Source organism: Cryobacterium algoritolerans, assembly GCF_004402785.1.
Classification (GTDB): domain Bacteria; phylum Actinomycetota; class Actinomycetes; order Actinomycetales; family Microbacteriaceae; genus Cryobacterium; species Cryobacterium algoritolerans.
This window is the reverse complement of the sequence record NZ_SOFP01000023.1, coordinates 16,526-29,280: the sequence shown is the minus strand read 5'-3', so window position 1 is coordinate 29,280 and position 12,755 is coordinate 16,526. Positions and strand designations below refer to the sequence as shown.

The following is a 12,755-nucleotide window of genomic DNA, read 5'->3' as shown; positions in this document are numbered from 1 at the left end:
ATGACCGTCACCCTGCCACCCGCGAGCCCGGCGCCCGAACGCCCGGATTCCGCGTCCCCGCTGCCGGAGAGCCCGGCGCCCGCCGCGACTCCGGTGCGCCCGGATGTCGTCGGCCGGGTGAACAGGCGCCCCTCCGCGTTCATCGTCGCGGTGGCGTGCACGGTGTCGCTGCTCGGACTGCTCCCGCTCGGCTACGTCATCGTCACCGGCATCCTCACCGGCTGGCCCGAACTCTCGGCGCTGGTGTTCCGGCCCCGCGTCGGCGAGCTCCTCGTCAACACGGTCGGCCTGGTCCTGATCACGGTCCCGCTCTGCGCGGTCATCGGGGTCGGCGCGGCCTGGCTGGTCGGCCGCACCTCGCTGCCCAGTGCACGCGTGTTCGCCGTGCTGCTGGCGGCGCCGCTTGCGGTGCCGGCGTTCGTGAACAGCTACGGCTGGGTGAGCGCCATCCCGTCGTTGAACGGGCTCTGGTCCGGCGTCCTGATCGCCACCCTCTCCTACTTTCCCCTGGTCTACCTGCCCTGCGCGGCGGCGCTCCGGCGGCTGGACCCCACCGTGGAGGAGGCGGCCGGCTCGCTCGGCAGTGGCGTCTGGGGTGTCTTCTTCCGGGTGATCCTGCCCCAGCTGCGCCTGCCGATCCTCGGCGGGTCGCTGCTGGTCGGCCTGCACCTGCTCGCCGAGTACGGCGCCTTCGCCATGGTGCGCTTCGACACCTTCACCACCGCCATCGTCGAGCAGTACCGGTCCACCTTCAACGGCCCGGCGGCGAACGCGCTCGCCGGGGTGCTCGTGCTCTGCTGCCTCTTCCTGCTCGTTGGTGAGTCCGGTGCCAGAGGTCGTGCCCGCTATGCCCGGATCGGTTCCGGCGTGGCCCGGATCGCCCCGCGGCGGTCCCTCGGCCGGTTCACGCCGCTCGGCTATCTCGTCCTCGGCGGCCTGTTCGTGCTTTCGATCGGCGTGCCGTTCACGAGCGTGATCCGCTGGCTGGTCCAGGGCGGCCCCGCGGTCTGGACCGACGGCGTCGTCGGCGAAGCGTTCCTGCAGACCGTGGGCTACGGCCTCATCGGCGCCGTCGCCACCTGCCTGCTCGCGTTCCCGATCGCGTTCCTCGCGGTTCGTTACCCCAGCCGGCTGGCGCGCGGTCTCGAGTCGGTCAACTACCTCACCAGCTCGCTGCCCGGCATCGTGACCGCGCTCGCCCTGGTGACGGTGAGCATCCGTTTCGTGCAGCCGCTCTACCAGACCGTGGTGCTGGTGATCGCGACCTATGTGCTGATGTTCCTGCCGCGGGCGCTCGTGAACCTGCGGGCCGGGCTCGCCCAGGTACCGGTGGGTCTGGAGGAAGCCGCTCGTTCGCTCGGCAAGCACCCGATCGGGGCGTTCCTGAACGTGACCGCCCGGTTCTTCGCCCCGTCCGCGCTCGCCGCCGGCGCGCTCGTCTTCCTCGGAATCGTCACCGAGCTGACCGCCACCCTGCTGCTCGCCCCGAACGGCACCCGCACCCTGGCGATCCAATTCTGGTCGAAGGTGAATGACATCAACTACGTCGGCGCCGCCCCCTACGCCCTGCTGATGATCGCGCTCAGCCTGCCGGTGACCTACCTCTTGTTCGCCCGCTCCCGCCTGACGAGCGGCTCGTGACCGCCGTGGACCTGGCCGGCGCGGCCGAGGGCGCGGCGGGGGGCGTCGCGGGCGAGCGGATGCCGGTCGGCAGGACCGCGATCGAACTCGCCGGCGTCAGCAAGAGCTTCGGCGGTACGACCATCCTCGACCGGGTCTCACTCACCGTGCCGGAGGGCAGCCGCACGGTCATCGTCGGCTCCTCCGGCTCCGGCAAGACCACGCTCCTCCGCCTGATCAGCGGTTTCGAGCTTCCGGATGCCGGCACGATCACCGTCAACGGCCGCCTGGTCGCGGGCCCCGGCGTTGCCGTCGCGGCGCACCGGCGCGAAATCGGCTACGTCGCCCAGGACGGCGCCCTATTCCCGCACCTCACGGTCGGGCAGAACATCGCGTTCGGCCTTGGCCCGGCCCTCCGCGGCGGTACCCGCCGGGAGCGCAAGAAGGCCGTCGCCGAGCTCCTCGGCATGGTCTCGCTCGACCCGGGCTTCGCCGACCGTCGCCCCGACGAGGTGTCCGGCGGGCAGCAGCAGCGCGTCGCCCTGGCCCGCGCGCTCGCCCGGCGCCCGAAAGTGATGCTGCTCGACGAACCGTTCTCCTCCCTCGACGCCGGGCTGCGTGCCGCCACCCGGGACATCGTCGCCGCCACCCTCGAACTCGCCGGCATCACCACGGTGCTCGTCACCCACGACCAGGCAGAGGCGATGAGCTTCGCCCACCAGCTCGCGGTGCTCCGTGACGGCCACCTCGGCCAGGTCGGTTCGCCGCGGGAGCTCTACTGGCGGCCGGTGGACCTGTTCACCGCACGGTTCCTCGGCGACGCCGTCGTGCTGCCCGCCACCATCGGTAACGGGGTAGCCACCTGCGCCCTCGGCCAGGTTGCGCTCGCCCCGACCACCCTGCACGGGGACGCGTGCATCATGCTGCGCCCCGAACAGATCGTGGTGGAGCCCTGCGACGCCGACGTAACCGGCACGGGCACGGGCACGGGCACCTGCACCGGCCAGGTCGAGGCGGTCGACTTCTACGGCGCCGAGGTACAGCTCGCCGTGCGGCTGCATGTGGCCGGCAGCCCGGGGACCATCGTGCACGTCAGGCAGCACGGCACCACCGGCACCGTCGTCGGCAGCCGGGTCAGCCTCCGGGCGCGCGGCACGGCCACGGCGTTCACGGCGGCCGCCCTGGCCGCGGCGCAGCGGCATCCGTCGCTGCCCGCCGCCCTTTGACATCGTCGGGCCTGCCGCGCCTCGGGGGGCTTTCCGCAGTGCATAACTCCTGCAATCTGCGTCCTGCTCGCGCGCGCCCTTGGAAATCACGCGGATCTGCCGGCCGGGCGTGCCAATCTGCAGGAGTTATGCCAATCTCCGTCTTCCGTCGGCCGGGGAATAGCGGCTACTCGGCGGCGTGTGCCTCGAGGAACTCGTAGACCTCCGTGTCGTCGACGCCGGGAAACGTGCCGCTCGGCAGCGGCGACAACACATGCGCGTGCAGACGGGCGCTCGGCCAGGACTTCCCGGCCCAGCGGGACGAGATGTCCGACGCCGGCCGGCGGCAACAGGACTCGTCCGGGCAGCGGGAAATCGCCCGCTGGGTGGTCTCCCGGCCGCGGAACCACTTGGCCTGCACGAAGGGCACGCCGACGCTGATCGAGAACTCGCGGGCATCCGTCGCCCCGGTCTGGGTGGCGCACCAGAACGTGCCGGCGGGGGTGTCCGTGTACTGGTAGAACTCGGTGGTGCGGTTGGTGTGGGTGAACGCGCTGCGGGCGCTCCACTGCTTGCAGACGAACTGGCCCTCGATCGAGCCGGTCACGTCGGCCGGCAGCGGGAGGCCATCGTTCTCGTAGCCCTTCTGCAGGGCGCCGTCGCCGGTGACCCGGAGGAAGTGCAGGGTCATGTCCAGGTGCGAGGTGGCCAGGTTCGTCAGCCGCAGCGCCGCGGCCTCGTGGGTCACTCCGAAGGCGTCGCGGAAGTCCTCGACCGAGAGCTCGCGCTCCCGTTTGGCGTTGGCGAGGAACGCCACCGAGGCATTCCGGGGCATCAGGCAGGCCGCCGCGAAGTAATTGATCTGCAGCCTTTGCCAGAGGAACTCGGCGTAGCTGGCCGGCCGCTCGTGTCCGAGCAGCCGGTGCCCCATCGCCTGCAGCGCCATCGAACGCAGGCCATGGCCGCCGGGGATCGACGCCGGCGGCAGGTAGATGCGGTGGTTGACCAGGTCGGTGACCGACCGGGTCGAGCCGGGCAGGTCGTTCACGTAGATGAGGTTGAAGCCGAGCTGCTCGGCCATCACGCTCACCTCGCGGTGGGTGAGCGCGCCGGACACATGACCGGATGCCTGCACCTGGTCCTCGGCGAGCTGCTCGATGTCGGGCATGTAATTGTCCTGCTCGCGCATGAGCTCGCGCAGCTCGGTGTTCGCCCGTCTGGCCTCCTCCGGTGTGGCGATTGCCTCGCTGGCCCGGCGGGCGAGTTCCCGGTGCAGGCCGAGCAGGGATTCGAGCGCCGCAAGCGGCATGCCCTTGGTCACCTTCACCGTCGGCAGGCCGAGGGCACCGTAGAGCGGGTTCTTCTGCGCCCGGGCGAGCTCGATCTCCAGGGCCGCCCGCGTGTTGGGAGCCTCGCCGTTCAACAGTTCGGTGATGGGAACGGCCAGGGCGGTGGCGACATCCTGCAGCGTTGACAGTTTGGGTTCGCGCCGTCCGTTCTCGATCAGGGAGAGCTGGCTACCGGCCAGGCCGACCCGATCGCCGAGCTGGTCGAGGGTGAGCCCGTGCTCGCCACGGAAGTGACGGATGCGCAGGCCGAGGGTGACGAGGTCCGAAGCACGTGTGGGCATTCCTTAACATTACCGAAAGAATCGTGATTCTTAACGGAAAGATATCCCACGGAAGGCGGGAAATAGGCGCATTCTTGACTTACCGGGCAAAGTTATCTGTCAGTTGTACCGGATCGACCATGAAAGGCCAGGAGATGACCATCGCGAATGTCTCAGTTCAGACCGGCGGGGGCGAGTCCCGCAACGCCGTTGGAACCACCGACCCCAACCTCCAGGCCTGGGTGGACGAAATCGCCCGGTTGACCCAGCCCGACGCGATCGTCTGGTGCGATGGATCCCTGCGCGAGGCAGACGCCCTCGCCAAGCAGCTCGTCACCGAAGGCAAGCTCATCCGGCTCAACCCGGAGTGGCGCCCCAACAGCTACCTCGCCCGCACCAGCCCGTCCGACGTCGCCCGGGTTGAGGACCGCACCTTCATCTGTTCGACCAAGCCGGAGGATGCCGGCCCCACCAACAACTGGGCCGACCCCGTGTCGATGCGCGCCGAGCTGACCGAGGTCTTCGCCGGCAGCATGCGCGGTCGCACCATGTACATCGTGCCGTTTTCGATGGGTCCGCTCGGCGGCCCCATCTCGCAGCTCGGCGTCGAGATCACCGACTCGCCCTACGTCGTGCTCAACATGGGCATCATGACCCGGATGGGCCAGAAGGTGCTCCACATGATCGAGGCCGGAGCACCCTGGGTGCACACCGTGCACAGCGCGGGATACCCACTTGTCGACGCCGACGGGCACCGCCGCGCCGACGTCGAATGGCCCTGCAACGACACCAAGTACATCGTGCAGTTCCCGGAGACCCGCGAGGTCTGGTCCTACGGCTCCGGTTACGGCGGCAACGCGCTGCTCTCGAAGAAGTCGTTCGCGCTGCGGATCGCATCCGTTATGGCCCGTGACGAGGGCTGGCTGGCCGAGCACATGCTGCTGATCAAGGTCACCTCGCCGGAGGGCGGCGTGTCCCACCTGGCCGCCGCGTTCCCATCGGCCTGCGGCAAGACGAACCTGTCGATGCTGCGGCCGACCATCCCCGGCTGGAAGGTCGAGACCATCGGCGACGACATCGCCTGGCTGCGGCCCGGTACCGATGGCCGTCTGTGGGCGATCAACCCGGAGGCCGGCTTCTTCGGCGTCGCCCCCGGCACCGGCGAGGTCACCAACCCGACGGCCGTCGCCACGGTCTGGGGCAACACGATCTTCACGAACGTAGCGCTGCGAGACGACGGAGACGTCTGGTGGGAAGGCCTCACCGAGACGCCGCCCCGACACCTGATCGACTGGGAAGGCAACGACTGGACCCCCGCCTCGAGCACCCCGGCCGCGCACCCCAACTCCCGGTTCACCGTCGCCGCGGCCCAGTGCCCGTCGATCTCCGACGACTGGGAGGCGTTCGGCGGCGTGCCGATCGACGCCATCCTGTTCGGTGGCCGTCGCGCGACCAACGTTCCGCTCGTCGCCCAGGCGCGCAGCTGGAAGCACGGCGTGTTCATGGGTGCCACCATCGCCTCGGAGAAGACGGCGGCGGCGGAAGGCATCGTCGGCGAACTGCGTCGCGACCCGTTCGCGATGCTCCCGTTCTGCGGCTACAACATGGCCGACTACTGGGCACACTGGCTTTCGGTCGGCAGGGGACTCGGCGCCAAGGCTCCGTCGATCTTCCAGGTGAACTGGTTCCGCAAGGGGCACGACGGCAGCTTCCTCTGGCCCGGGTTCGGCGAGAACTCGCGCGTGATCGAGTGGATCGTGCGCCGGGTTGAGGGCAAGGCGCAGGCCGTCGACACCCCGATCGGACGCCTCCCCGTCGAGGGTGGCCTCGACCTGGACGGCCTGGACCTGTCGACGGACAAGGTGGAGCAGCTCTTCCACATCGACCACGCATCGTGGCTGGCCGAGTGCGACCTCACCGAGGAGTACTTCGCCCAGTTCGGCGACCGCGTGCCGCCGGCCCTTCAGGCCGAGCTCGCCAGCGTGCGCTACAACCTCCGCGCCTAGCCTCCCGCCTAGCCTCCCGCCCGCTCACCCCGCCCCGCCCCCGCCCCGCCCCACCCCGCCCCGCCCCGGCCCCACCCCACCCACGCACCTCTTCCCATCCAAGTGGGTGCGTGGGTTGCGCGAGAGTGCAGTTTTGGCCCCCTCAGCCTGCTGAGGGGGCCAAAACTGCACTCTCGCGGCGGAGGGAAGGCGTTTCCCGTGGGGAAGTGGGGGAAGAGGGGAAGAGCCGCGGTCGTATGATGCAGGCATGCATGACGACAGCGGGCTCGTTCAACTGCGGATCGACCGGTTCGTCCGGGAGCGGCTGGTCCCGTCGATCCACCGTGCGTCCATGCCGCTCACGCTCACCGCGTGGGTGGCGCCGGGCGAACCGGTCAGCTTCGACGACGCCGCCGAGCAGGAGTACCGACCGTTCCAGATCGGTCGTCCGTGGGGACGCCCGTGGGGCACCACCTGGTTCCACGCCACGGGTACGGTCCCGGCCGGCTGGTCGATCGACGCGTCCAGCCGGCTCGAGGTGGTCGTCGACCTGGGCTTCAGCGCCGCCACCCCCGGGTTCCAGGCCGAGGGCATTGCCTGGTCGCCCGCGGGCGTCATCCTCAAGGCGATCTCACCCCGCAACCGCAGTGTGCCCCTCGCCCTGTCAGCCGGCGGTACCGTGGATGTCTATCTTGAGGCGGCGTCCAACCCGGATGTCACGAGCGGGTTCACCTTCGTGCCCACCGTCGAGGGTGATCCGGCAACAGCCGGGACCGAACCGATCTACACGCTGCGCCAGGTCGACCTGGCCGTGAGAGACGAGACCGTCTGGGAACTGGTGCAAGACTTCTGGACCCTCAACGGCCTGCAGCGCCAGCTGCCGGAGGCGCTGCCACGGCGGGCGGAAATCCTGCACGCCCTGGAGCGGTGCATCGACGCGATGGACCCTGACGACGTCTCCGGCACGGCGGCGGTCGGTCGGGCCGCGCTTGCCCCGGTGCTCGCTCTCCCGGCCTACGCGAGCGCGCACCGGCTGCACGCCGTCGGCCACGCGCATATCGACAGCGCCTGGCTCTGGCCGGTGCGGGAGACCGTGCGCAAGGTCGCACGCACCTTCTCGAACGTGCTGGCCCTGATCGAGGAAAATCCGGACTTCGCCTTCGCCGCGTCATCCGCCCAGCAGTACGCGTGGCTGAAGGAACATTACCCGGAACTGTTCGAACGGGTGAAGGCGCAGGTTGCCGCGGGCAGGTTCGTGCCGATCGGGGGCATGTGGGTGGAGTCGGATACGAACATGCCCGGCGGCGAGGCGCTGGCGCGCCAGTTCGTGGCCGGTAAGCGGTTCTTCATGGAGGAGCTCGGCGTGGAACCGCTGGAGGTCTGGCTGCCCGACTCCTTCGGGTACTCGGCGGCGCTGCCGCAGATCGTTGCGGCGGCCGGGTCGCGCTGGTTCCTGACCCAGAAGACCTCGTGGAACGAGACCAACCTGATGCCGCACCACACCTTCCTCTGGGAGGGCATCGACGGCAGCCGCATCTTTACGCATTTCCCGCCCATCGACACCTACAACGCCGAGCTGTCCGGGGAGGAGCTGGCCCGCGCGCAACGCAACTATGCCGAGAAGGGCACCGCCAACACCTCGCTGGTGCCGTTCGGCTGGGGTGATGGTGGGGGCGGCCCGACCGGCGAGATGATCGCCGCCGCCCGCCGCACCGCGTCACTGGAGGGGTCGCCCACGGTCGAGTTGTCGACACCGCGACGGTTCTTCGAGACGGCGGAGGCCGAATACCCGGAGCCCCCGGTCTGGTCGGGCGAGCTGTACCTCGAGTTCCACCGTGGCACCTACACCTCGCAGGCCCGCACCAAACGCGGCAACCGGCGCAGCGAACACCTGCTGCGGGAGGCGGAGCTGTGGGCGAGCACTGCGGCGGTGCGCACGGATGCCGCGTACCCCTACGATGCGCTCCAGCGGGCCTGGCACACCGTGCTGCTCCAGCAATTCCACGACATCCTGCCCGGTTCGTCGATCGCCTGGGTGCATCAGGAGGCCGAACGTCACTATGCCGAGGTCGCCGACGCCCTGCACGGCGTCGTGTCGGACTCGGTGACGGCGCTCTGCGGCGCGGGTGACGGCTCGATCACCCTCAACGCAGGCCCGTACCCGGTGCGGGGCATCGCGGGGCTCGGTGCCGGGGCCATCAGCCGCCCGCGGTTCTCCCCGCCGGCGGCGCCCGAATCGGGCCCGGGCGCCGCGGCATCGCAGGTCCGGCCGGTCACGGTCGAACGCACCGCAGACGGCATCGTGCTCGCCAACGGCCTCGTCGCCGTGACCATCGACGCCGACGGGCTGTTCTCCTCGCTGCGCGACCTCGTCGCCGGCCGCGAGCTGATTCCGGCCGGACAACGCGGCAACCTGCTCCAGCTGCACCGGGACACCCCCACTCAGTGGGACGCCTGGGACATCGACCAGCACTACAAACGCACCGCGACAAGCCTGACCGCTGCGGATGCCGTCGATGTCGTCCTGGCCGACACCGAGGTTGCCGAGGTGAGGATCAGCCGGGCGTTCGGCGCCTCGCACGTGGTGCAGCTGATCACCGTGGCGGCCGGCGCGCGGGGCATCGATCTGGCCCTGAGCATCGACTGGCACGAGCGGCAGAAGCTGCTCAAGCTCGCGTTCCCGCTCGACCTGCACGCCGAACGCGCGGCGTCCGAGATTCAGTTCGGCCACGTCTACCGGGCTACACACGCGAACACTTCCTGGGACGCGGCCCGTTTCGAAACCTGCGCCCACCGCTGGGTGCACGTCGGCGAGCCGGGTTACGGCGTGGCCGTAGCCAACGACTCCACCTACGGCCACGACATCACCAGGGACACCGATGCTGCCGGCTACAGCGCCACGACCGTCCGCCTCTCGCTGCTGCGCGCGGCCGTGTTCCCCGACCCGACGGCCGATCAGGGCGAACACGCCCTGCGGGTATCCCTCCGGCCGGGCGCGAGCATAGCCGACGCGGTTGCCGAGGGCTACCGGCTCAACCTGCCGCTCCGCACCGTGCCCGGGGTGGCGGCCGACCGGATCGAACCGTTGTTCGAGGTCGACAATCCCGCGGTCGTGATCGAGGCCGTCAAACTCGCCGAAGACCGCAGCGGGGATGTCGTGGTGCGGCTCTACGAGGCACACGGCGGCCGGGCGACGGCGCGGATCATCCGTCGCTTCGACGCGACGGACGTCACCGAGACCGACCTGCTCGAGCGCCCGCTCGCGCGGCTGCGCGCCACTCTCTCGGTCGACGGCGACTCCCTGACGCTCGGACTTCGCCCCTTCCAACTCGTGACCCTGCGCTTCGCCCGCTGACCTGCCACCCACCAGCCGCCCGCTCGCCGCCCGCCGCCCGCTCGCCGCCCGCTCGCCGCCCGCTCGCCGCGGTCCCCAGACCCTCGTCCCGAGTTCCGCGAGAGTGCACCTTTCGCCCCCATGCGCTTCGCGAAGGGGCGAAAAGTGCACTCTCCCGGCCAGGACGAGGCCAGGACGAGGGGAGGGGGAGTGGCAGGGGGAAGGGGGCAGGGGGCAGGGGGCAGGGGGCAGGAGGAGGGAGCGCGGTTAGACGAGGAGCTGGTGCTTGGCGAGCTCGCGGTAGAGCGGCGTGGAGGCCACGAGTTCGGAGTGGGTGCCGGTGCCGATGACCTGGCCGTGGTCGAGCACCACGATCTGGTCGGAGTCGACCACGGTCGAGAGCCGGTGCGCGATCACGATCAGCGTGCGGTTCACGGCGACGGCGTCGATCGCGGCCCGCATCATCTGCTCGTTGACCCCGTCGAGGCTGGACGTGGATTCGTCAAGCAGCAGGATCGGCGGTGCCGCGAGCAGCGCCCTGGCGATCGCGAGGCGCTGGCGTTCGCCGCCGGACAGCATGACGCCGGACTCGCCGACCGCCGCGCCGAGCCCCGCCGGGTCGCGGTCGAGCACCTCACCGAGGTTGACGGCGTGCAGCACGGCGATGCATTCCTCGTCGGTTGCATCCGGCGTGGCCAGGGTGAGATTGTCGCGCAGCGACCCGGCGAGCACGGGCGCGTCCTGCTCGACGTAGCCGATCTGCGAGCGCAGGGCCGTGCGGTCCAGGGTGCGGATGTCCAGCCCGCCGAGCCGCACAACGCCGGCGTTCGGGTCGTAGAACCGCTCGATCAGGGCGAGGATCGTGCTCTTGCCGGCGCCGGATGGTCCGACCAGGGCTGTGCGCAGCCCGCGCTGGGCACTGAAGGAGACCCCGCGGAGCACCGGACGAGGCTCGGCGGTCTCGAGCGTGGCCGCGGGGACGCTGGCCGGCGTGGCCTCAGCCGTGGGAATGGGGGCCGGCGCGGGGCCAGCCGTGGGAACCGCCGAGGGCACGAGAACAGCCGCAGTCAAGGCTGTGGGTGCCGCCGCGGACACGGCAGCTTTACCGGTAGCGACGGCCGGTCCACCAGCGGAGTTCGCGGCTGGCGGCGAGGCATCGAAGCCTTCGGTCGGGGCTGCGGTACCGGTCGGGTCAAGGTCGTCGGGCGGGATCGCGCCGAACAGGTCGGTGGCCGTCGGCAGCCGATGCGTGCGGCCGTCCACGCCGGTGGCCGTGTCCAGGGCCGCCGGGGCCGAGGTAACGGTCGAGGCACCAGCCGCCGCCGCCGCCGCGAGATCGGCCGCGAGATCGGCCGCGAGAAGGTCAGGCTCGGCGAGCACGGCCGCACGGAGGACCGGTGACGCGACATCGGTCTCGAGCACGGACGGCACGGACGGTACGGACGGCACAGCGTCGACGGCGTCGGGTACGACCTCCGCGGCGACCGCATAGCTGAAGTGCACGTCCTCGAAGGAGATCGCCGGGGCATCCGGTCGCACCGATTCGTTGGCCGCGCCGACGGTGATCGCCAACGGGGCGATGTCGCGGTCAAACTGGTCCTCAGCGGGCAGGTCGATGATCTCCTGAATCCGGCCAAGGGCGCCGAGCGCTGAATTCACCGATGTGATCGCCCCGAACGCCTGGCCGAGCGGCACGATCATCAGGAACAGGAAGAGGATGAACGCGATCAGGTTCGCGACCGTGATGGTTCCGCTCGCCACCCGGAAACCACCGACGCCGAGCACGACGAGGAACGACACCTGCATGGCGATCCCGGCGATCGGAACGACCAGGGCGGAGATCTTCGCGACCTGGATGCCCATCTTCCACGCGCCGACGGCGTCTTCCTCCACCGCGGCGATCTCCCGGTCGGTCGCATTGGAGGCGCGCACCGTGCGCACCGCGCTGATGGCCCGCTCCACGCTGGCGGCCAGGTCGCCGACCTTCACCTGTGCCGCGAGGCTGGCCACCCGGATCCGCTGTGAGAGCAGGGTCACCGTGACCACGGATGCCGCGATCACCAGCACGGTCAGCCCGAGCAACACCGGGTCGATGACGAGCATCGCGATCAGCGCGCCGAGGAAGGTGAGCGATCCGCCGATCGCTTCGACGAGTCCCTGGGTGAGCACCGCCCGCAGAAGGGTCGTGTCGGAGCCGACCCGGGAGACGAGGTCCCCGGTGCGGCGGGTGTCGAATTCGCTGATCGGGAGGCGCAGCATCCGGCCGATCAGCTTGCGTCGGCTGGAGAGCACCACGCCCTCGCCGGTGCGCTGCAAGAGGTAGTGCTGGTAACCGCTGATCAGACCGGAGACGACGACGAGGGCGATCAGGCCCCAGACGAGGGCGCCGAGCGGGTTTCCCTTCTGGACGACCGTGATGACCTGGCTCACGAGCAGCGGCTGGGCCAGACTGGCCAGGGCGCCGAGGACGCTCAGTACGATCACGACGCTGAGCACGCGCTTGTGCTCGAGGAGGTAGGGGAGGAGCTGGCTGAATTTCGCTCGTGGGCCGGACACGGGCCCGGTTCGACGGCCCAGCCGACCCAAGCGGGCCCGGCGGGTGGTCGGGGCGGCTCCGGGGCTGCCGGCCGTGCTGGTGCTGTTCGTACTGTTGATCGGGGTGCTCACCAAATGAGCCTAACCGCAACGGCCGGTTGCGGTCGTGCCGTCTCCAGTGGGAAACTGCGCCGGAGCCTGTGACTGTCGCCGAGAACCTCGCCAAAAAATACCAGGAATTCGCCGCCGTCGACGGCGTCTCCTTCGAGGTTGCCGACGGCGAGTCATTCGGTCTCCTCGGGCCCGATGGGGCGGGCAAATCGACGCCCAGGCGTATGGTCGGCGCGGTGTCCACGCGCACCGATGTTCTGTTCTCGCCCACGTTCTGCCCGCTGAGCTTCTGCCCGCTGAGCTTCTACCCGCAGCCGATCCAGGACCTGACCCAGGCGTTGCCGCTCTGGCACGTG

At 70.1% G+C, this 12,755-nt stretch carries 6 protein-coding genes and 1 pseudogene; 5 read left to right on the top strand and 2 right to left on the bottom strand.

Annotation, left to right across the window (positions count from 1 at the left end; genetic code table 11):
• The gene (locus tag E3O19_RS04830; RefSeq protein WP_134565731.1) at window positions 1–1,641 is read left to right on the top strand and encodes an ABC transporter permease; all 1,641 of its coding nucleotides are present in this window, start codon (window positions 1–3) and stop codon (window positions 1,639–1,641) included.
• Window positions 1,638–2,846: an ABC transporter ATP-binding protein gene (locus tag E3O19_RS04825; protein WP_241981194.1), complete on the top strand. Its 1,209-nt coding sequence runs from the start codon at window positions 1,638–1,640 to the stop codon at window positions 2,844–2,846. The genes E3O19_RS04830 and E3O19_RS04825 overlap by 4 nt, the downstream gene beginning before the upstream one ends.
• A 166-nt stretch (window positions 2,847–3,012) precedes the next feature.
• Here E3O19_RS04825 and E3O19_RS04820 read toward each other — a convergent pair whose 3' ends face one another.
• Complete coding sequence (locus E3O19_RS04820; RefSeq protein ID WP_134565729.1) at window positions 3,013–4,455, bottom strand: helix-turn-helix domain-containing protein; 1,443 nt, start codon at window positions 4,453–4,455, stop codon at window positions 3,013–3,015.
• 134 nt (window positions 4,456–4,589) lie between these two features.
• Here E3O19_RS04820 and E3O19_RS04815 point away from each other — a divergent pair, with 134 nt between their 5' ends.
• Together E3O19_RS04815 and E3O19_RS04810 are read left to right on the top strand one after the other, a co-directional pair.
• Window positions 4,590–6,440 (top strand): phosphoenolpyruvate carboxykinase (GTP), encoded by a 1,851-nt coding sequence (locus E3O19_RS04815; protein ID WP_134565727.1) that lies wholly within the window; start codon window positions 4,590–4,592, stop codon window positions 6,438–6,440.
• 247 nt (window positions 6,441–6,687) lie between these two features.
• Complete coding sequence (locus E3O19_RS04810) at window positions 6,688–9,774, top strand: alpha-mannosidase (protein ID WP_134565725.1); 3,087 nt, start codon at window positions 6,688–6,690, stop codon at window positions 9,772–9,774.
• A gap of 246 nt (window positions 9,775–10,020) precedes the next feature.
• Here the strand turns inward: E3O19_RS04810 and E3O19_RS18230 are convergent, their stop codons facing one another.
• Entirely contained in the window at window positions 10,021–12,339 is a 2,319-nt protein-coding gene (locus tag E3O19_RS18230) for an ABC transporter ATP-binding protein (protein WP_241981205.1), read from the bottom strand.
• 107 nt (window positions 12,340–12,446) lie between these two features.
• Here E3O19_RS18230 and E3O19_RS04795 point away from each other — a divergent pair.
• Window positions 12,447–12,650, top strand: a pseudogene (locus E3O19_RS04795) (hypothetical protein); the annotation flags it as partial.
• Between the last annotated feature and the right edge of the window lie 105 nt (window positions 12,651–12,755).